Below are 18,779 nucleotides of genomic sequence, written 5' to 3' on the forward strand. Positions count from 1 at the left end.
CGTGCCGCGCATCCAGGCCGGCGAGGCGCTCGCCCCGTTTCGCGTGCTCGACCTGTCGCGCGTGCGAGCCGGCCCCACCTGCGTGCGCGTGCTCGCGGACTTCGGCGCGGACGTGATCCGGATCGAGCCGCCGCCGGGAATCGACGCGAACGACAACATGTTCGTGGACCAGCGCGAAGGCGGCGACTTCCAGAACCTGAACCGCAACAAGCGCTCGATGACGCTGAACCTCAAGACACCCGAAGGCATGGCCGTCCTGCGCCGCCTGGTCGCCGGCGCCGACGTGCTGGTGGAGAACTGGCGGCCCGACGTGAAGACGCGCCTGGGCCTCGACTATGCGTCCTTGCAGGCGATCAATCCGCGCATCATCCTGGCCAGCATCTCGGGCTTCGGCCAGGACGGCCCCTATGCCAACCGTCCCGGCTTCGACCAGGTGATCCAGGGCATGGGCGGGCTGACGTCCGTCACCGGCTTTCCCGGCCAGCCGGTGCGTGCCGGCATCGCCGTCGCCGACTCGAGCACCGGGCTGTACCTGGCCCTGGGCATCTTCGCCGCGTTGCTGGAGCGCGAGCGATCAGGGCAGGGCCAGTGGGTGCACGCGTCGCTGCTGCACTCGATGATCGCGATGATGGATTTCCAGGCCGCCCGCTACCTGAACGAAGGCGCAGTGCCGCAGCCGTGCGGCAATGACCATCCGACCGCCAGCCCCATGGGCCTGTTCCGGGCGCGCGACGGCAGCCTCAATATCGGCGTGGCCGGCAGCGGCAACTGGCGCCGCTTCTGCGAGTCGCTGGAGCACCCGGAGTGGATCGTCGACGAGCGCTTCGCCACCGAGCGCGCGCGCATCGCGAACCGCGCTGCGCTGACGCAGGAGATCGAGGCCGTGTTCGCGACCCAGCCGGTGGCCCACTGGGTCGACCGGCTCAATCGTGCGGGCGTTCCGGCCGGCCCGCTGTATTCGGTGCCGCAGGTGTTCGACGACCCGCAGGTGCGCCACATGGGCGCGACCGCGCAGGCCACGACGCGCTCGGGCACGACCTGCACCTTCATCACGCAGCCGGTGCACCTGCAGCGCACGCCGGCTTCGGTGCAGGCGGCTGCACCCGATTGCGGCGAGCACAGCGACGAAGTCCTGCGCGAAGCCGGCTTCGCCGAGCACGAGATCCGGCGCCTGCGCGAGCAGGGCGTCGTCTGAAACCCGAACCACCAAAAAAGGAGACAGCCATGTTCGATTCGCTTTCGCATCCCGTTGGCCGCCGTGCCGTGCTGGCACTGGGCACCTGGGCCCTCGCCGGTGGCCGTGCCCTCGCGCAGGCCTGGCCCGAGCGGCCGATCCGCATGATCGTGCCCTTCCCGCCCGGCGGCGGCGCGGACAACGCCGCCCGCGTGTACGGCGAGAAGCTCGCGTCCGTGCTGGGCCAACCCATCGTCGTCGACAACAAGCCCGGCGCCTCGGGCAACATCGGCGCCGAAGCCGTGGCGCACGCGGCGGCCGACGGCTACACGCTGCTGTTCGGCAACGAGTTCCTGGCGACCAACCCCGCCCTGTTCAAGTCGCTGCGCTTCGACACGATGCGTGACTTCGCGCCGGTCGCGCGCGTGGCGAGTTCGGCGTCGCTGATCGCGGCCACGCCCTCGCTGCCGGTGCAGACGCTGAAGGACTTGATCGCGCTCGCGAAGACGCGGTCCCTGAACTACGCGTCGCCCGGCGTGGGGACCGGGCCGCACCTGTACGGGCAGCTGATCGCGCTGAACACGGGCGCGCAGTTCAATCACGTTCCCTACAAGGGCACGGCACCCGCGATCTCCGACACCGTCGGCGGCCAGGTGGACTTCATCATCTCCACCGCGGCGCCCATGGTGCCTTACGTGCAATCGGGCAAGCTGCGCGCGCTGGCCGTCACGGGCGCGCAGCGATCGAGCGACCTGCCCGGGGTGCCCACGGTGATGGAGACCGGCGTCGTTTCGGATCCGTACGAGGTCTGGTACGGCGTGGTGGCGCCGGCTGCGGTGCCGCGCCCCGTGCTCGCCCGCCTGCAGCAGGCTTCGGAGCAGGTGCTGCGCGACCCGGACGTGGTGGCGCGACTGAACAAGGCAGGCTACGACGTCCGTGCCGTTTCGCCGGAGCAGTTCGGCGCGGAGATCAAGCGCGACATGGAGCGCTGGACCCACGTCGTGCAGCAGGCAAAGATCGAACGCCAATGAGCACCGACACGATGAAATCCTGGTGGATCCGCCCCGAGCCGGGCGCCATCGCGCTGGAGCAGCGCGAAGTACCGGTCCCGCGACCGGGCCCGGGGCAGCTGGCGCTGCGCATCCGGGCCGCCGCGCTGAACCGCGGCGAGTTCATCGCCGGCCATGGCCTGCACGCGAGCGGCACGGCGCGACCGGCCGGCTTCGAGGCCGCCGGCGAGGTGACGGAGGTCGGCGCGGGCGTCACCGGCTTCGCGCCCGGCGACCGCGTGATGGGCCGCTGCGACGGTGCCTTTGCGGAGCACGGCCTGATGCAAGCGGGCGAGGCGTGCGTCGTGCCGGAACGCCTGTCCTGGGAACAGGCTGCGTGTGCGACCGTCACCTATCTCACCGCGCACGACATGCTCATCGCGCAAGGCCGGCTGCGCGCGGGCGAGTGGATGCTGGTCACCGGCATCTCCTCCGGCGTGGGCGTGGCGGCCTTGCAAGTGGCGAAGGCGATCGGCGCGCGCGTGATGGGAACCTCCCGGTCGCCCGAAAAGCTGCAGCGCCTGCAAGCCCTCGGCCTGGACGTGCCCCTGGCCACGCGCGCGCCGGACTTCGTGCCGGCGGTGCTCGAAGCGAGCGGCGGGCGCGGCGTCGACCTGGTCGTGAACACCGTCGGCGGCTCGCTGTTCGGCGCCTGCATCGAAGCCATGGGCTTCGAAGCGCGGCTCGCCACCGTGGGCTACGTGGACGGCGTGGTGCGGGCCGAGCTGGACCTGATGGCCTTGCACGCGAAGCGGCTGCAGCTGTTCGGCGTGTCGAACAAGCTGCGCACGCTGCAGCACCGCATCGACGCCGCGGCTGCCCTGGCCCGCGACCTCCTGCCGTGGCTCGCGCAAGGACGGCTCGTGCCGCTGGTGGACAAGGTGTTCGCGTTCGATGCGCTGGAGGATGCGCGCCGCGCGATGGAAGCGGGCGAGCACGTCGGCAAGATCGTGCTGCGGATGGAATGAAGCGGACCTCTTCACGTCGCACCGTCCTTGGCGCTGCCGGCCCGGGGCCGAGGTACCCGCTTATCATCGGCGCACACCTTCGTACGACGACCCCATGAAGCCTCCAGCCCAGCGCATCCAGCGCGTCGACGCGCCCATCATTCCCACCATCGCCGCCCTCACGCGGCAGACGCCCGGCACCATCTCGCTCGGCCAGGGGGTGGTCAGTTTCGGCCCGCCGGCCGAGGCGATCGCCCGCCTGCCGGAGTTGATGGCCGACGGGCAGTTGCACAAGTACCAGCCCGTGATGGGCTACGCGCCGCTGGTGGAAGCCCTCCGCGCCAAGCTCGCCGCCGAGAACGGCCTGCAGACCCAGGGCGTGTCGCAGGTGATGGTGACTGCGGGCAGCAACATGGCCTTCCTGAACAGCGTGCTGGCGGTGGCCGATCCCGGCGACGAGTTCATCCTGCCCACGCCCTTCTACTTCAACCAGGAGATGGCGATCCGCATGTGCGGCTGCGAGCCGGTGCGGGTGCCCACGCGCACCGACTGGTCGCTGGACGTGGACGCGCTCGCCGCCGCGATCACGCCGCGCACGCGCGCGATCGTCACCGTGTCGCCGAACAACCCGACGGGCGCGGTCTACAGCGAAGCCGACCTGCGCGCGGTCAACGCGCTGTGCGCGCGCGCGGGCATCTATCACTTCAGCGACGAGGCCTACGAATATTTCACGTTCGACGGCGCCCGGCATTTCTCTCCCGGCTCGCTGCCGGGCGCGCATGCGCACACGCTGTCGTTCTATTCCTTCTCCAAGAACTTCGGCATGGCGAGCTGGCGCGTGGGGTACGTCGTGTTCCCGAACGCGCTGGCGGCCTCCATGGAGAAGGTGCAGGACACCAACCTGATCTGCGCGCCCGTGCCGTCGCAATTGCTGGCGCTGGAGGCGCTGCGCCTCGGCAAGCCCTGGGTGCAGTCGAAAGTGGACGCGCTCGCGCGCGTGCGAGCCAGCGTGTACAAGTCGCTCGAAAAGCTCGGGGACCTGGCGCGCTTTCCGCGCACGCAGGGCGCCTTCTACGTGCTCATGCGCCTGCCGGGCGTGGACGAGCCGCTGGCCTTCAACCGGGCGATGATCGAGAAGCACAAGGTCGCGACCATCCCCGGCTTCGCGTTCGGCCTCGGGGACACGCGCAATGACAACTACCAGCGCCTGTCCTTCGGTGCGCTCGATGCGGCGACCGTCGCCGAAGGCGTGGAGCGCTACGTGGCGGCGGTGCAGGACTGGTATTCGGCCTGACCCAGGACCACGGGCCTTTCCAGCGCGGCCCAGGCAGCGTCCCACCATGCCTGCGCCTGCGCCGGCTGCAGGCACGTTGCCGCGCAGGCCAGGAACTTCTGCCGCAGCTCCGCCTCGCCGATCGGCCGGCTGGCGTGGCCCAAGGCACGCCGGACCGGCTGCGCTTCCAGCACGGATCCGTCCCGCAGCCGCACGCTGAGCCGGTCCGCCGGAGAGAACAGCGGCTCCTGCGCGTCGCGCTCGTCCTGCGTGACCACGCGCACCTTGCGCAGCAGTTGCTGCAGGTCGGCTGCGTTGACGCTCGCATCCGTGAGGTCCTGCAGGTCCACGTGGCCGCGCGCGAGCGCGCAGGCAATCGTGAACTCCGCGCTGAACTTCGCGTCCAGTCCCGTCACCGGGCGGCTGGCGCGCAGCATGGCGGCTTGCAGTTGCCCGATTTCGGCGAGGACCTCCTCGATCTGCGCCGTGCGGCCGGCGAGGTCCGCGCGCAAGGAGAGCGCCGCATCGATGATGCGGTGCGTCGCATAGCAGGCCGGATAGCGCTTGACGTTCAGCCCTTGCTGCACGATCTGCCAGGGCGCGCCGGCGTTGCAGGGACCGTCCAGGCGGACGCGGCCCGCCGGTGAGACCGCAGCCAGCAAGCCGCGCGGGCTTTCCAGCGCGTCCGGCGTCGCGGTCACCCCGCGCTGCGCCAGCGCGGCCGCGGTGATGCCATTGCGCGCGGCGAAGCCGACTTGCAAGGGTTTGGTCATCGAACCGAAGTTCGCCACGACGCCAGCGGCCATGGACGCCGCGATGCCGAGCGCGTGCGCGGCCTGCTCGGGCGAAAGGCGGCGCAACCAGGCGCTCGCGGCCGCGCAGGCCACGGTTCCGAACACCGCGGTCGGGTGCCAGCCCTTGCCGTGGTGCTTGTCGGGGTCGCGGCCGATCAGCTCGGCCCAGGTCTCGTAACCTGCGACATAAGCCGTCACGGCGTCGCGCCACGTGCCTCCCAGCCGCTGCGTCTCCGCGAGCACCGCGGGGGCGAGCACCACGCTCGGATGGCCGTCCAGTCCGGTGTCGTCGAAGTCCAGCGCGTGGCCGGCGACGGCATTCACGAAAGCTGCGTCGGCGGAGGTCGCGAATGCGGCCGAGGTCCACAGCCGCGCCTCGCCGGACGCGCCGCTCGCCACGGTCGCCAGCGCATGCCCGAGCACCGGCTCGTTTACGCTGGCGAACGCGACGCCGATCGTGTCCGCGATGCCGCGGCGCACCGTGGCGATCGCTTCCGCGGGGACCTGCTCGCTGCGCAGTCCGGCGATGAAGGCGCCGAGCGCCTGCGTGAGTCCGGCCATGGCCTCAGTACGAGCGCGGCAGGCCGAGCACGTGCTCGGCGATGTACGAGAGGATCAGGTTGGTGGAGATCGGGGCCGTGCGCTGCACGCGCGCCTCGCGCCACTTGCGCTCGATGTCGTACTCGCGCGCGTAGGCGAAACCGCCGTGCGTCTGCATGCAGGCCTCGGCCGCTTCCCACGCGGCTTCGGCCGTGAGCAGCTTGGAGAGGTTGGCGAACTCGCCGCAGGGCAGGCCGGCCTCGAACATCGCGGCGGACTTGCGCAGCATCAGCTCGGCGGCCTGGGTCTGCGCGTAAGCCTTGGCGATCGGGAACTGGATGCCCTGGTTCTTGCCGATCGGGCGGTCGAACACCACGCGTTCGTTGGCGTACTTCACCGCGGTCCGCACGAACCACTTGGCGTCGCCGAGCGACTCGTGCGACACCAGGATGCGTTCGGCGTTCATGCCGTCGAGGATCACCTTCAGCCCCTTGCCTTCCGGGCCCACCAGGCTGTCCGCGGGAATGCGCAGGTTGTCGAAGAACACTTCCGTCGTGTTGTGGTTGATCATCGCCTTGATCGGGCGGATGGTCATGCCGTGGCCCACGGCCTTGCGCATGTCGACCAGGAACACCGACAGCCCTTCGGACTTCTTTGTCACCTCTTCCAGGGGGGTGGTGCGCGCAAGCAGCAGCATCAGGTCGGAGTACAACGCGCGCGAAGTCCAGATCTTCTGGCCGTTGATGACGTACTCGTCGCCCTCGCGCACGGCGCGCGTCTTCAGCTTGGTGGTGTCCGTGCCCGAGGTGGGCTCGGTCACGCCGAAAGCCTGCAGCCGCAGCTCGCCCGAAGCGATCTTCGGCAGGTACTTGTCCTTCTGCGCAGGGCTGCCGTGCCGCAGCACCGAGCCCATCGTGTACATCTGCGCGTGCGTGGCACCGGCGTTGCCGCCGGACGCGTGGATCTCTTCCAGGATCACGCCGGCGGCGCGCAGCGGCAGTCCCGCACCCCCGTACTGCTCGGGGATCAGCGCGGCCAGGAAGCCGGCCTCGGTCATCGCCTGCACGAACTCGGAGGGATAGGCCTCGCGCTCGTCCAGGTCGCGCCAGTAGGCGCCGGGGAAATCGGCGCAGATGCGGCGCACGCTCTCGCGGATTTCGGGATAGTCCTCGCCCAGGTCCATGGAGATGGGGGCGGCGTGGTCGGTGGCGACGGTCATGTCTTGCAAGCAATCAGTGAATGGCGGCGGCGCGTTCGGCCGCGGTCTGGTAGTGGCGCGGCAGGCCGGCCTTGGCCAGTGCGCCGGTGAGGCTGTCGGCGCCCAGGTGTGCGGCCGGGATGGCACGCACGTCGAGCAGCTTGCCGAGGTCGACGCCGGTGCGCAGGCCCATGGAGTCCAGCATGAAGCAGAGGTCCTCCATGACGATGTTGCCGCTCGCGCCCGGCGCGAACGGGCAGCCGCCGAGTCCGCCGAGCGACGCATCGAAGCGGCGGATGCCGCACTCGATGGCCGCCGCGACGTTGGCCAGCCCGGTGCCGCGCGTGTCGTGGAAGTGCGCAGCGACCGGAATCTTCCCGGTTTCGGCCAGCACGGCTTCGAACACCTCGCGCACCTGCCACGGATCGGCGTAGCCCACGGTGTCCGCCACCATGATCTCTTCGGCGCCGGCTTCGGCGAGGAAGGCGGCACAGCGCCGCACCTCGTCGACCGCGATGCGGCCCTCGTAGGAGCAGCCCAGCGCCGTCGACAGGCCCGCGGCGAGTTGCGTGCGGCCCTTCAGGCCGGCCGCGTCGCGTGCCGCGACGATGCGCTTGAAGTCCTCCAGGGATTCCTCGCGCTCGCGCCGCACGTTCTTCAGGTTGTGCGTGCGGCTCACGGAGACCACGTAGTCCACCTTGTGCACGCCCAGTGCGAACGCGCGTTCGGCGCCGCGCAGGTTGGGGACGAGCGTCATCACGGTGAGGCCCGGCATCGCCAGCGCAGCCTGCGCCACCTGTTCCGCGTCGGCGAACTGCGGGATGAGCTTGGGCGGGACGAACGAGGTCACCTCGATTTCGCGCACGCCCGCCGCGAACTCCGCGCGGATCCACGCCAGCTTGGCCTCGGTGGGCACGAAGGTGGAGAGGTTCTGCAGGCCGTCGCGCAAGCCGACCTCGCGCACCAGCACGTCGATGTCCTGTGCCATGTCTAGCGTCCCTGGAAGTTCGGGGCGCGCTTCTCGTTGAAGGCGCGCACCCCTTCATGCCGGTCCTCGGAAGAGACCAGGCGGTTGTAGGCTTCGATCTCGAAGCGGCAGCCGGTCAGCAGGTCGCCCTGCAGTCCGAAGTGGATGGATTTCTTCGCCTGGCGCACCGCGAGCGGGCCATTCGCCGCGACGTCGCGCGCAGCGGCAAGGGCGTCGTCCAGCACCTGGCCGGGTTCGCTCAGGTGGTTGACGAGACCCCAGGCCAGGCCTTGTTCCGCCGTGAAGGCCTGGGCGCGCAGGATCAGTTCCTTGGCGCGGCGCTCGCCGACGGCGCGCGCCAGGTTCTGCGTGCCGCCGCCGCCGGGCATGATGCCCAGGCGCACTTCCGACAGCGCCAAGCGCGCGTTGCGGCTGGCGTAGATGAAGTCGCAGGCGAGCGCGGTCTCGAAGCCGCCGCCGTAGGCGTGGCCGTTGACGGCCGCGATCACGGGCACCGGCACTTCCATCAGCGCGAAGAAGGCGCGCTCGAAGATCTCGTGCTGGCGCCGCCATGCGTCGTCGCTCATGCCGTTGCGCTCCTTCAGGTCACCGCCGGCGCAGAAGCCGCGATCGCCGGCGCCGGTGAGCACCACGCAGCGCGTGTCGCCCGCATCGCCGATGAGGCGCGTCCACAGCTCCAGCAGGTCGCGGCCCATCTGCGTGTTGATCGCATTGAGCACCTCGGGGCGATGCAGCGTCACGACCAGCAAGTGCGGTTCGCGTGGCTCGATCCGCAGCGTTTCGAAGGCAGGGAAGTTCACGGCGTGGTCGTCCGTTCGTTGACGGCGGCGGCCGCGTTCATTTCGCCCAGGCGCGGCGAGCAACTGCGCGGCACTGGCCGCTCTCCGTCCAGGCGCATGGGCAGCCCGATCATCGGAATCGAGCTGCCCGCGACCGGCTGCACCAGCCCCAGCGCCTGCGTCTGCGGATGCGCGAGCATGCCGGCCACGTCCTGCACCGGAGCGCAGGGGACGCCCGCTGCGTCGAGCAATTCCGTCCACTGTGCATTGGTCTGCTCCAGGAAGCACGGTTCGAGCAGGGCGTACAGGGCTGCCGCGTTTTCCACGCGCGACGGGTTGTCCGCAAAGCGTGGATCCTGCGCCCACTCGGGGTGTCGCAGCACTGCGGCCAGCCGCCGGAACAGGTCGTTGTTGCCGGCTGCGACCACCAGGTCGCCATCGGCGGTGCGATAGGCGCGGTACGGCACGATGCCGGTCTGGCCGGAGCCGTTCTTGCCCGGCAGCTTGCCGCTCGCCAGGTACTGCGCGGCGTACATGGTCATCCACGCAGCCGCCGTCTCGAACAGGGACACGTCCACCAAGCCGCCTTCTCCGGTCGCCTGCCGGCGCATCAGCAGCGACACGATGCCGAGCGCAGCCCACATGCCCGAGCCCATGTCGACGATGGACGGGCCCACGCGGACGGGATTGCCGCCCGGTTCGCCGACCACGCTCATGATGCCGCTGAAGGCCTGCATGAGCGGGTCGTAGCCGGGGCGGTCGGCGAGCGGGCCGGCGCCGCCGAACGCGCCGAGGTTGCAGTAGACGAGCGAGGGCTTGCGCGAGCGCAGCGTGGCCGCGTCGAGCGCGAGCTGTTCGACCTGGCCCGGCCGCATGTTCTGCAGCACGACGTCGGCGCGCTCGTCGATCAGCGCATTGAGCTGGGCGAAGCAGCGCGGGTCGCGCAAGTCGAGGACCAGCGAGCGCTTGCTGCGATTGAGCGACTGGAAGGTGGCGGAGGCGCCGTCCACGAAAGGCGGCCCCCAGTGGCGCGCGTCGTCGCCGGCCGGCTTCTCCACCTTGATCACTTCGGCGCCGAGGTCGGCCAGGATCTGGCCGGCGAAAGGCGCGGCGACGCTGTGCCCGAGTTCGACCACGACGCAGTTGGCCAGGGGAAGCGGGGACTTTTGCGTCACATTCACTCCGGCTTCACGCCCGAATCCTGGATCAGCTTGCCCTTGAGCTCGTAATCCTTGCGCTGCAAGGCCGCGAGTTCGGCCGGGTCGCCGGCCACGACCACCATGCCCTGTTCGGTGAGCTTGCCCTTCACCTCGGGGTCGCGGATGGCCTTGAGCAGTTCGTTGCTCAGGCGCGCGGCGATGGGAGCCGGCATCTTTGCCGGGCCGAAGAAGGCAAGCCACGACGGCACGTCGAAGCCCGGCAGGGTCTCCGCGATAGTAGGCACGTCGGGCAGGCCTTCGTAGCGGCTCGCGCCCCTGACCGCGATGGCGCGCAGCTTGCCGCTCCTGATGTGCGGCAGCACCGTGATCGCGCTGGCGAACAGCAGCATGATCTGGCCACCGAGTGTGTCGCTGAGCGCCGGACCGCCGCCGCGGTAAGGCACGTGGACGAAAGGCGCGCCGGTGCGCACGCGCAGCAACTCGCCGGCCAGGTGGTGCGGCGAGCCGGTGCCCGACGAGCCGAAGCCGCCTTTTTCCGGGTGCGCCTTCACGTACGCGATGAGCTCGGTGAGGTTCTTTGCGGGCACCGAGGGGTTCACCACCAGCACGATGGGGTTCATGGCGACCAGGGCAAGCGGCGTGAAGTCGCGCAGCGGGTCGAACGGTGGCTTCAGCAGCATGTGGACGTTCGCGGCGTGCGTCGCGTCGGTGCCCAGCCCGAACGTGTAGCCGTCCGGTGCCGACTTGGCGACCAGGTCGGTGCCGATGTTGCCGCTCGCGCCGCCGCGGTTGTCGACGACGACGGTTTGACCCACCAGGGTCCCGAGTTTCTGCCCCACGATGCGCGCAACGGCGTCGGTCGATGCGCCGGGCGGGTAGGGGACCACCAGCCGCAGCGGCCGGTCGGGATAGGCCTGGGCGCGCGAGAAGCCAGGGAGCGTGAGGGCAAATGCAGCCAGCGCGAAGCCGGCCTCGCGACGTTTCATGTTGTCTCCGGTGTTGTTGTGCAGGAAGCGCCGGCATCGAGTCGTCCGGACGTCCGGATGTTATGCTGGGAGCCCGCCGCGGTCAACCGGTTTGCCGAAGCCGGTCCCGGTCCGACGGCGACAATGCGCAGCCCGATCGAGAAACTTCCTGCCCGCACGATGCCCGCCCGCCTTCCGCAGCCCACGCACGACGGGCGCGCCCCGCGCTACCAGCAGCTGACTTCGATGCTCTCGCGCGAGATCCGGGACGGGCGCTACGCCGTGGGTACCCTGTTGCCGGCAGAGCCGCAACTGTGCGAACGCTTCGGCGTGTCCAGGCACACGGTACGCGAGGCCGTGCGCCAGCTGTGCGACATGGGGCTGGTGTCGCGGCATCAGGGGATCGGCACCGTCATCCGCGCGCGCGAGAGCACCCGGCAGTACAGCGCTTCGCTGTCGTCGCTCGGTGACCTGATGGCGTATGCGAAGGACACGCAGCTGAAACTCATCGGCTCGCGCAAGGTGGTCGCGGACGCCGCTCTGGCAGCGCAACTGCGCTGCAAGGAAGGGGAGGCGTGGATCGAGTGGGACACCTGCCGCTTCGCCCGCGACACCAACGAACCGATCGTGCACATGCGCATCTTCGTGCGGCCCGAATGCGAGGGCATGCGCGCGGAACTGGAGCGCGGCGAAACGTGGGTGTTCGGCCTGATCGAGAAGTACGGCGGTGAACGCATCCTGGAGGCGCAGCAGGTCGTGGGCGCGATCGCCGTGCCTGCCGCCAGCGCGCGCCTGCTTGGCGTGAAGCCGCGCTCTCCGGGGCTGCTGGTGCGCCGCTTCTATCTCGGACGCAACGGGCGGCTGCTGTCGGTGTCGATCAACGTGCATCCGCCTGGCCGGGTGGAGTTCACCACCCGCTGGCACCTGGAAGGCGGCGATCGCTGAGGGGCGGGGCGGTGGCAGCAGCTCACCGAGGTCATCCGCCACAATCCGCCGCATGGCACACCCTCGACTAAAACGATGACCGACCCCCTCGTGCAACGGCTGCGCAAGCTCGATGCCTGTGCCGTCTCCGACGCGCTCGACAAGCTGGGCCTGGCCGGCGCCATCACCGGGCTGCAGCAGCGCAGCGGCCCCGACCAGGGCGGCGGCCGCATTGCCGGCCGTGCCGTGACCATGAAGGTCGGTCCCGGCGAACGCCCGCCGGGCCCCACCGTGCACCTCGGCTGCCGCGCGATCGAGAGCGCCGGCCCGGACCACGTGGTCGTGGTCGAACAGCGCAGCGGCGTCGAGGCCGGTTGCTGGGGCGGCCTGCTGACGCTGGGCGCCAAGGTGCGGGGCACCGAAGGCGTGGTCGCCGACGGGCCGCTGCGCGACGTCGACGAAGCCATCGCCTACGGCTTCCCCGTGTTCGCCCGCAGCCTTACCTCGCGCACCGCGCGCGGCCGCGTGGTGGAACTGGGAACCAACGTGCCGGTCACGATCGGCGCCGGCCCCGATGCGGGCGGACAGGTCGTCGTGCATCCCGGCGATTACGTGCTGGCCGACCGCAGCGCGGTGATCTTCATCGCGGCTGCGGAGATCGAGCGGGTGCTGCAGGCGGCGGAGGACATCGTCGCCAAGGAAGCAGCGATGGCGCAGGCCATCCGCGCCGGCACGCCCATTGCCGAGGTCATGGGCGGCAACTACGAACACATGCTGCAGAAGGACGGACGATGAACGAGAACACGGACGGCAACGTCGCGCGCGCCGCGAAGCTCGACACGGCCAGCCTGAGCGACGCCCTCGACAAGCTGGGGATCGCGGGGCAGTGCTACCGCGTCAAGCCGCGCGATGCATCGTTCCGCATGGCTGGTCGGGCGTGGACGCTGCTGTACGGACCCGCGGGCAATCCGCCGGGCACGGTCGGCGACTACATCGACGACGTGCCGCCCGGCAGCGTGATCGTCCTGGACAACGGGGGCCGCGAGAACGCCACGGTGTGGGGCGACATCCTCACCGAGATCGCGCGCCGCCGCGGCATCGCGGGGACGCTCATCGACGGCATCTGCCGCGACACGCAGCTGTGCCGCGAACTCGGCTACCCGATCTTCAGCAAGGACCACTGGATGCGCACCGGCAAGGACCGCGTGCAGGTGGAAGCCACGGGCGTGCCGGTGAACATCGGCGACGCGCGGGTAGCGCCCGGCGATCTCGTGAAGGGTGATGCCGACGGCGTGGTGGTGATTCCGCGCGAGCACGAGGATCGGGTGCTGGCCGCCGCCGAAGCGATCGAGTCCGCGGAGAACCGCATCCGCGAAGCGGTCCGCGGCGGCATGCGCCTCGATGAGGCGCGCAAGCAGTTCCGCTACCACCAGCTGCAGACGCGCGAGTCGGAGTGACGGCGGGCGGCGGCGCTAGCAGCACGCGCAAGCTCGATCGCATCAAAGAATCGGCGCACCCGCCGACAGGACGTCGACGCAGCGCTGCAAGGCCGCGCTGGCGTGCTTGTCGCGGTGCACGACCCAGTAGCACTGGCGCGTGATCACGGGCAGCACTGTCCGCACTTCCTTGAGCGCGCCGGAAGCAAGCAGGTCCGCGACCACCCACCGTGACAGCACCGCATGGCCGAGCCCGAGCACCGCAGTGTGCCGGATCGCCTCGGCGCTCGCCAGCTCGATGCTGCGCCGGTACGAGCGCACGTGTGGCAGCAACGCCTGGTCGGTCGCCTCGCGCGTGCCGGACCCCGGCTCGCGCAGCAGCCACACCGCTTCGCGCAATTCGCGCGCGCCCAGCCGGACTGGTCCGCGCTGCGCAAGCTGCGGGCTTGCGACCACCACCATCTCGTCGCGCACCCAGGCGTGCACGTCCAGCGCCGGATCGTGGCAAGGCCCCTCGATCAGCCCGAGGTCGAGCTCGAAGGCGGCGACCGCGGCGCAGATTTCCGAGGTGTTGCCCACGGCGACCGAGGACTTCCAGTGCGGCGCGTGCTGCAGTTCGTCCTCGTACAGGGCGGCAAGAAGGGGCGGCACGAGGTGCGCGGCGACGGTCATGCTGGCGCCGATGCGCACCGACTGCAGGCGCGCGGCCGCCGACTGGCCCAGGTCCTCGAGTTGCCGCGCGGCTTCCAGCAGCGCACGGGCGCGGGGCAGCAGCTCGCGTCCGTTGTCGTTCAGCAGCAGCCGCTTGCCCGCACGGTCGAACAGCCGCATGGCCAGCAGGCGCTCCAGCTCGTTGACCGCGGCGCTGGTCGCCGACTGCGAGAGGGCAATCTCCTCGCTGGCGGCGCGGGTGGACCCGGTGCGCGCCACCGATTCGAAGATCTGCAGCTGCCGCAGGCTCAGGCGCAGGGGAGTGGTCATGCGGGTCCTCGGGTGAACGATCGGATCGCTCGATCTTAGCGAGACAAACCGTTGGACCGTTCGATGTGCAAGCCGGACACTCCATCCGCTCACACCTCCATCCCATGACCGCCGCCTTGACCGCCCGCTCTCCCGCCAGCCTGTTCGCCGCCACGCGAGGCTTGCTCCCGGGCCTCGTCCTGTGCGGCTTGCTGGCCGCTGCAGGCAGCCAGCTCGCCAGGGTGCCGGTGCTGGCACAGCATGGGCTGAGCGCGCTCACCCTCGCGCTGATCCTGGGCATGGTCGTGGGCAACCTGTGGCCCACGGACACGGCGGCGGCTTGCGAGCCGGGCGTCGGCTTCTCCAAGCAGCGGCTGCTGCGCCTGGGCGTGGTCCTGTACGGCCTGCGCCTGACGGTGCAGGACATTGGCCACGTCGGCTGGACCGGCGTGCTGATCGACGGCGTCGTCGTGTGCAGCACCTTTGCGCTGGCCTGCTGGATCGGCATTCGCTGGCTCGGCCTGGACCGCAGGACGGCCATGCTGATCGGCATCGGCAGTTCCATCTGCGGCGCCGCTGCCGTCATCGCCGCCGAACCCGTCGTCAAGGGACGACCCGACCAGGTGACCGTGGCGGTGGCGACCGTCGTCGTGTTCGGCACGCTGGCCACCTTCCTCTATCCGCTGCTGTTCGTGGCCGCCGCGCACGGCTGGCCGTTCCCCGCGGACAGCGCGCACTTCGGCCTCTACGTCGGCTCCACGATCCACGAGGTGGCCCAGGTGATCGCGGCGGCCCGCTCCGTCGACCCGACCGCCGCGGACACGGCGGTGATCGCCAAGATGGTCCGCGTGATGATGCTTGCACCGTTCCTGCTGGCGCTCTCCACCGTCGGCAATTTCGAGCGCGACGACAGCGCGCCCCGCAGCGCTGCGGGCCAACGCCGGTCGGTGACCATCCCCTGGTTCGCCGTTGCATTCATCGCGCTGGTCCTGTTCAACTCGCTGCACTGGCTCGGTGCCCGCGTGGTCGCGTCGCTGATCGATATCGATACGGTCCTGCTCGCGATGGCCATGGCCGCGCTTGGGCTCGCGACGCGGGTGCGCGCCGTGCGGCAGGCCGGCAGCCGCCCGCTGCTGCTCGCGCTCGCGCTGTTTGCGTGGCTGGTGGTCGGTGGTGCGGTGGTGAACGCCTGGGTGCCGCGCTTGCTGGGGTGAGCGAAGGGCGCGGGCTTCCGGTGCGGCCCTGGATGTGATTTTCGCCTGGGGCGCGGAGCGGAGAGAGGTGCGCTCGACGGTGTGCGGAGAAGTGCGCTCGGCGGAGGGCGGTGGGCGTCGCGGCAGGCGGCGTGCGGTGCAGGCCCGCTGGGCACCGGTCGGCGCTGCGCGCCGACTCCCCTGGAAGCCGGTCCGGGCGGCGTCGCGCGGCACAACTCGCAGAGAGTTTGCCCGCTGCGCGATCAAACTCTCTGCTCGGACAAGTGCCGCGGTAGCATGAAACGTACGCGCGGCTCGACGCTGTCGCTCTCGAGTCGCGCTCCGCCGCCCGGACCGGCTTCCAGGCGATGCCCCTGATGCGGGCCTGCACCGCACGCCGCCTGCCGCGACGATGGACAGTCGGGCCCCTGCGGCGAGGAAGACGGGGTCCACTACAACTCCGCGACGGCCCTCGTAGGCTGGCGGTGAGCACCGCGAACCCCAGCGATCCAGCGTGGCGCAGCGAGCTGGGGTTCGCCTGCGGCTCACCACCAGCCTACTTTCTATTTCGACGCCCGTAACAGCGTGCCCCGCAACTTGCAGGGGGCACATCGGTGTACACCGCCGCACTACAGGACCAGGGCGGGGCAGCCCGTCTGGGCGAAATAAAGGAGGAGGAGTGGGCTTGCCAAAGCCCGCTCCGGGGGACATTCGCCCAGGCGGGCTGCCCCGTCCTGGTCCGGACCCAAGGGCCGCAGCCACGCGACCCCCCGCGCGAAAGACATTCGCCGTACCGCATTGCCTCCTACCGGCCAAGCCACGGCCGCGCTGCGCTTCCCGAAACCCGTCGAATATTTCTCCACCCCGCTGTAACCCCGCGCGCCGCCGCACCGAATGGAATGGCACGGACTCAATGGTGAGGCCGTTCCCATGAAAGAGGTGACACGATGGAACGTCGATTGCTGGCCGGTTCGGCCTTGTCTGCTGCCCTGGGCCTGATGCTCGCTTCGGCCGGTCTGCCCGCGCAGGCCCAGGCCGACATGAGCAAGACGCCGCAGGTGGTGAAGGACAACATGATGCGCGCGCAGGCCAACAAGCTGGAGAAGTGCTACGGCATCAACGCCGTCGCCAAGAACGACTGCGCCGAGGGCGCGCATTCCTGCGCGGGCCAGTCCACGCAGGCACGCGACGGCAAATCGTTCGTGCTGCTGCCCGCGGGCGACTGCGGCAAGATCGCCGGCGGCAAGCTGATGGCGAGCTGAGCGTCGAGCCCATGCCTGCAGCCACCGCGAGCGTGCCTGCCGCGGCGGGGATCGGCCTGCGTTTCCAGCACCACCAGCGGGTGCTGGAGACGCGGCCGGCCATCGCCTGGCTCGAAGTGCACACGGAGAACTACCTGCGCGGCGGCCCATCGGCCCGCACGCTCGACGCGGTGCGCCGCGACTATCCGCTATCGCTGCATGGAGTCGGGCTGTCCCTCGGGAGCGCCGACGGAGTCGATCGCGCGCACCTGCTGCGTGTGCAGCAAGCCGTGCGACGGTTCGAGCCCGGCCTCGTGTCGGAGCACCTGTCGTGGAGCGCCGTGGGCGGCCACCACCTGCCCGACCTGCTGCCCTTGCCGATGACGCAGGAAGCCCTGGCGGTCGTCTGCAGGCACGTCGATGCGGTGCAGGTTGCGCTGGGCCGCCGCATCCTGGTGGAGAACCCCTCCAGCTACATCCAGTACGCGCACTCCACGATCCCGGAGTGCGAGTTCCTCGCCGCGCTGGCGCAGCGCACCGGCTGCGGCATCCTGTGCGACGTCAACAACATCTTCGTCAGCGCCTGCAACCACGGCTGGGATGCGCACGCTTACCTGGACGCGTTGCAGCGCGATGCCGTCGGCGAGATCCATCTCGCCGGCCACGCGGTGCGCCGGCTCGAGAGCGGCGGCACGCTGCGCATCGACGACCACGGCTCGCGCGTCGCGCCCGAGGTGTGGCGCCTGTACGAGCAGGCGCTGGACCGGTTCGGTCCCCTGCCCACGCTGGTGGAGTGGGACAACGACATCCCCGCGCTGGAAGTCCTGCTCGCCGAGGCGCGCACGGCGTCGGCCGTCATGGAGGCGCACCTTGCCTGCCCTGCTTGAACTGCAGCACGCGATGCACGCGCGGCTCGCCGGCGTTAGCAACGACGACGCGCCAGCATGGATCCAGGCGCCGGCCGCGGAAGTCGCGGAGCGCCTGGCCGTGTACCGGGGCACCGTGCTGGACACGCTGGTTCGCGCGCTGCGGCTGTCCCATCCCACGGTGCACCGACTGGTCGGCGACGCCTTCTTCCACGGCGCGGGGCGCCTGTTCGCGCAGCAGCACCTGCCCGCCAGTGCGGACCTCGATCGCTACGGCGACGGCTTTTCGCAGTTCCTGCAGGACTTCGCACCGTGCGCCACGCTCACCTATGTGCCCGACGTCGCGCGTCTCGACCGGGCCGTCCACCGCGCGCTGCACGCGGAGGACGCCGAGCCCCTTGCTTTCGGCGCTCTTGCGGCCGCCGCTGCGAGCACCGATCCGGACCGGCTTCGCTTCGTCGCGCATCCATCCGTGTCCTTGCTGTGCTCGCCGTTCCCGGTCGATGCGATCTGGCGCGCCGTGCTGCAGCAGGACGATGACGCGATGGCGGCGGTCGACCTGGACAGCGGCCCCGTGCACCTGATCGTCGAGCGGGTCGCCGGCAGCGTCGAGGTCACGCGGATCGCAGCCAGCGAGTGGCCGGCGTCGCAGTGCCTGCTGCAGGGGCGCCCGCTCGCCGAACTGCTCGACGCGCCGGGAGCCATCGACATTCCGGACCTGCTGGCCCGGCACTTCCGCGCGGGGCGCCTGGTCGCCTTCGCGACCCATCCACCCGAAGGAGATTCCCCATGACCGACTTGCTGGTTCGCATCCGTGCCGCCCTGGAGCGTGTGTCCTATTCCGTGCTCGCCTTGCCGCTGCGCTTCGCCGTGGCCACGATCTTCTGGAATTCCGCCATGACCAAGCTGGCGAACTGGGCCACGGCGGTGGCCTTGTTCACCGACGAATACCACGTGCCGGTGCTGCCGCCGGAACTGGCGGCGTACCTGGCCGTGAGCATCGAGTTGGCGACCCCCGTGCTGCTCGTGCTGGGCCTGCTCACGCGGCCGGCGGCCGTGGTGCTGCTGGGAATGACGACGGTGATCGAGGTGTTCGTCTATCCGCAGGCCTGGCCGACCCACCTGCAATGGGCCGCGATGCTGCTGGTGCTGCTGTGCCGCGGGCCGGGCGCGCTGTCGCTCGACGCGTGGCTGTGGCGGCGTTGGGGCCCCGATGGCCGGCGCGTCGACGCCGCGGTCCGCGACCGCGCCGAACTGCCTCGGCCGGGTCCGGCCTGAGGGTGGCTGCGCCT

19 protein-coding genes are annotated in these 18,779 nt (G+C 70.3%); 12 read left to right on the forward strand and 7 right to left on the reverse strand.

The window, feature by feature from the left end:
* Position 1: 1 nt before the first annotated feature.
* From JJB11_RS14460 to JJB11_RS14475, 4 genes are all read left to right on the forward strand, one after another.
* Positions 2-1,195, forward strand: coding sequence for a CoA transferase (locus JJB11_RS14460; RefSeq protein ID WP_201172394.1), 1,194 nt, complete (start codon positions 2-4; stop codon positions 1,193-1,195).
* Positions 1,196-1,224: 29 nt separating this feature from the next.
* Entirely contained in the window at positions 1,225-2,205 is a 981-nt protein-coding gene (locus tag JJB11_RS14465; RefSeq protein ID WP_201172397.1) for a Bug family tripartite tricarboxylate transporter substrate binding protein, read from the forward strand.
* A complete protein-coding gene (locus JJB11_RS14470; RefSeq protein ID WP_201964853.1) occupies positions 2,202-3,191 on the forward strand; it encodes a quinone oxidoreductase family protein in 990 nt (329 codons plus the stop codon). The genes JJB11_RS14465 and JJB11_RS14470 overlap by 4 nt, the downstream gene beginning before the upstream one ends.
* A gap of 94 nt (positions 3,192-3,285) precedes the next feature.
* A complete protein-coding gene (locus tag JJB11_RS14475; protein ID WP_201172407.1) occupies positions 3,286-4,464 on the forward strand; it encodes an aminotransferase class I/II-fold pyridoxal phosphate-dependent enzyme in 1,179 nt (392 codons plus the stop codon).
* Here JJB11_RS14475 and JJB11_RS14480 read toward each other — a convergent pair.
* From JJB11_RS14480 to JJB11_RS14505, 6 genes are read right to left on the reverse strand one after another with little or no spacing between them, the layout of a single operon-like run.
* The gene (locus tag JJB11_RS14480; RefSeq protein ID WP_201172409.1) at positions 4,428-5,798 is read right to left on the reverse strand and encodes an MmgE/PrpD family protein; all 1,371 of its coding nucleotides are present in this window, start codon (positions 5,796-5,798) and stop codon (positions 4,428-4,430) included. The genes JJB11_RS14475 and JJB11_RS14480 overlap by 37 nt on opposite strands.
* Positions 5,799-5,802: 4 nt before the next feature.
* On the reverse strand, positions 5,803-6,996 hold the full coding sequence (locus JJB11_RS14485) for an acyl-CoA dehydrogenase family protein (protein WP_201964854.1): 1,194 nt from the start codon (positions 6,994-6,996) through the stop codon (positions 5,803-5,805).
* A 13-nt stretch (positions 6,997-7,009) separates the two neighbouring features.
* Positions 7,010-7,963, reverse strand: a complete 954-nt coding sequence (locus JJB11_RS14490) for a hydroxymethylglutaryl-CoA lyase (RefSeq protein ID WP_201172411.1) — start codon at positions 7,961-7,963, stop codon at positions 7,010-7,012.
* A 2-nt stretch (positions 7,964-7,965) separates the two neighbouring features.
* The gene (locus JJB11_RS14495) at positions 7,966-8,763 is read right to left on the reverse strand and encodes an enoyl-CoA hydratase-related protein (RefSeq protein ID WP_201172414.1); all 798 of its coding nucleotides are present in this window, start codon (positions 8,761-8,763) and stop codon (positions 7,966-7,968) included.
* Positions 8,760-9,923, reverse strand: coding sequence for a CaiB/BaiF CoA transferase family protein (locus JJB11_RS14500; protein WP_340643154.1), 1,164 nt, complete (start codon positions 9,921-9,923; stop codon positions 8,760-8,762). The genes JJB11_RS14495 and JJB11_RS14500 overlap by 4 nt, the downstream gene beginning before the upstream one ends.
* Complete coding sequence (locus JJB11_RS14505; protein WP_201172420.1) at positions 9,920-10,888, reverse strand: Bug family tripartite tricarboxylate transporter substrate binding protein; 969 nt, start codon at positions 10,886-10,888, stop codon at positions 9,920-9,922. Before JJB11_RS14505 ends, JJB11_RS14500 begins: the two co-directional genes overlap by 4 nt.
* Positions 10,889-11,047: 159 nt before the next feature.
* Here JJB11_RS14505 and JJB11_RS14510 point away from each other — a divergent pair, with 159 nt between their 5' ends.
* The 3 genes from JJB11_RS14510 (at position 11,048) to JJB11_RS14520 (ending at position 13,248) form a co-directional block, all read left to right on the forward strand.
* Positions 11,048-11,812, forward strand: coding sequence for a GntR family transcriptional regulator (locus JJB11_RS14510; RefSeq protein ID WP_201172423.1), 765 nt, complete (start codon positions 11,048-11,050; stop codon positions 11,810-11,812).
* A 75-nt stretch (positions 11,813-11,887) separates the two neighbouring features.
* On the forward strand, positions 11,888-12,586 hold the full coding sequence (locus tag JJB11_RS14515; protein WP_201172426.1) for an RraA family protein: 699 nt from the start codon (positions 11,888-11,890) through the stop codon (positions 12,584-12,586).
* Positions 12,583-13,248, forward strand: a complete 666-nt coding sequence (locus tag JJB11_RS14520; protein WP_201172429.1) for an RraA family protein — start codon at positions 12,583-12,585, stop codon at positions 13,246-13,248. The genes JJB11_RS14515 and JJB11_RS14520 overlap by 4 nt, the downstream gene beginning before the upstream one ends.
* 42 nt (positions 13,249-13,290) lie before the next feature.
* Here JJB11_RS14520 and JJB11_RS14525 read toward each other — a convergent pair whose 3' ends face one another.
* Complete coding sequence (locus JJB11_RS14525) at positions 13,291-14,208, reverse strand: LysR substrate-binding domain-containing protein (protein WP_201172432.1); 918 nt, start codon at positions 14,206-14,208, stop codon at positions 13,291-13,293.
* 104 nt (positions 14,209-14,312) lie between these two features.
* Between JJB11_RS14525 and JJB11_RS14530 the strand changes: the two genes are divergently transcribed.
* The 5 genes from JJB11_RS14530 (at position 14,313) to JJB11_RS14550 (ending at position 18,765) form a co-directional block, all read left to right on the forward strand.
* Entirely contained in the window at positions 14,313-15,401 is a 1,089-nt protein-coding gene (locus JJB11_RS14530; protein WP_201172435.1) for a YeiH family protein, read from the forward strand.
* Between the two features lie 926 nt (positions 15,402-16,327).
* The gene (gene bufA1, locus JJB11_RS14535; RefSeq protein ID WP_201172438.1) at positions 16,328-16,642 is read left to right on the forward strand and encodes a BufA1 family periplasmic bufferin-type metallophore; all 315 of its coding nucleotides are present in this window, start codon (positions 16,328-16,330) and stop codon (positions 16,640-16,642) included.
* Between the two features lie 11 nt (positions 16,643-16,653).
* Positions 16,654-17,508 carry an MNIO family bufferin maturase gene (gene bufB, locus JJB11_RS14540; RefSeq protein ID WP_201172440.1) on the forward strand — a complete coding sequence of 285 codons (855 nt, stop codon included), beginning with the start codon at positions 16,654-16,656 and terminating at the stop codon, positions 17,506-17,508.
* Positions 17,492-18,280 (forward strand): HvfC/BufC N-terminal domain-containing protein, encoded by a 789-nt coding sequence (locus JJB11_RS14545; RefSeq protein WP_201172442.1) that lies wholly within the window; start codon positions 17,492-17,494, stop codon positions 18,278-18,280. Before bufB ends, JJB11_RS14545 begins: the two co-directional genes overlap by 17 nt.
* Positions 18,277-18,765, forward strand: a complete 489-nt coding sequence (locus JJB11_RS14550) for a DoxX family protein (RefSeq protein ID WP_201172444.1) — start codon at positions 18,277-18,279, stop codon at positions 18,763-18,765. The genes JJB11_RS14545 and JJB11_RS14550 overlap by 4 nt, the downstream gene beginning before the upstream one ends.
* Positions 18,766-18,779: the final 14 nt, after the last annotated feature.

Source organism: Ramlibacter ginsenosidimutans (assembly GCF_016654015.1).
In the GTDB taxonomy this organism is placed as follows: domain Bacteria; phylum Pseudomonadota; class Gammaproteobacteria; order Burkholderiales; family Burkholderiaceae_C; genus Ramlibacter; species Ramlibacter ginsenosidimutans.

Excerpts from the sequence above, each read along its gene's own strand:
- JJB11_RS14475 (WP_201172407.1), top strand. The coding sequence starts at position 3,286 with ATGAAGCCTCCAGCCCAGCGCATCCAGCGCGTCGACGCGCCCATCATT.
- JJB11_RS14510 (WP_201172423.1), top strand. The coding sequence starts at position 11,048 with ATGCCCGCCCGCCTTCCGCAGCCCACGCACGACGGGCGCGCCCCGCGC.
- JJB11_RS14520 (WP_201172429.1), top strand. The coding sequence starts at position 12,583 with ATGAACGAGAACACGGACGGCAACGTCGCGCGCGCCGCGAAGCTCGAC.
- JJB11_RS14490 (WP_201172411.1), bottom strand. The coding sequence starts at position 7,963 with ATGGCACAGGACATCGACGTGCTGGTGCGCGAGGTCGGCTTGCGCGAC.
- JJB11_RS14485 (WP_201964854.1), bottom strand. The coding sequence starts at position 6,996 with ATGACCGTCGCCACCGACCACGCCGCCCCCATCTCCATGGACCTGGGC.
- JJB11_RS14505 (WP_201172420.1), bottom strand. The coding sequence starts at position 10,888 with ATGAAACGTCGCGAGGCCGGCTTCGCGCTGGCTGCATTTGCCCTCACG.
- JJB11_RS14550 (WP_201172444.1), top strand. The coding sequence starts at position 18,277 with ATGACCGACTTGCTGGTTCGCATCCGTGCCGCCCTGGAGCGTGTGTCC.
- bufA1 (WP_201172438.1), top strand. The coding sequence starts at position 16,328 with ATGGAACGTCGATTGCTGGCCGGTTCGGCCTTGTCTGCTGCCCTGGGC.
- JJB11_RS14470 (WP_201964853.1), top strand. The coding sequence starts at position 2,202 with ATGAGCACCGACACGATGAAATCCTGGTGGATCCGCCCCGAGCCGGGC.
- JJB11_RS14530 (WP_201172435.1), top strand. The coding sequence starts at position 14,313 with ATGACCGCCGCCTTGACCGCCCGCTCTCCCGCCAGCCTGTTCGCCGCC.
- JJB11_RS14525 (WP_201172432.1), bottom strand. The coding sequence starts at position 14,208 with ATGACCACTCCCCTGCGCCTGAGCCTGCGGCAGCTGCAGATCTTCGAA.
- JJB11_RS14480 (WP_201172409.1), bottom strand. The coding sequence starts at position 5,798 with ATGGCCGGACTCACGCAGGCGCTCGGCGCCTTCATCGCCGGACTGCGC.
- JJB11_RS14515 (WP_201172426.1), top strand. The coding sequence starts at position 11,888 with ATGACCGACCCCCTCGTGCAACGGCTGCGCAAGCTCGATGCCTGTGCC.
- bufB (WP_201172440.1), top strand. The coding sequence starts at position 16,654 with ATGCCTGCAGCCACCGCGAGCGTGCCTGCCGCGGCGGGGATCGGCCTG.
- JJB11_RS14465 (WP_201172397.1), top strand. The coding sequence starts at position 1,225 with ATGTTCGATTCGCTTTCGCATCCCGTTGGCCGCCGTGCCGTGCTGGCA.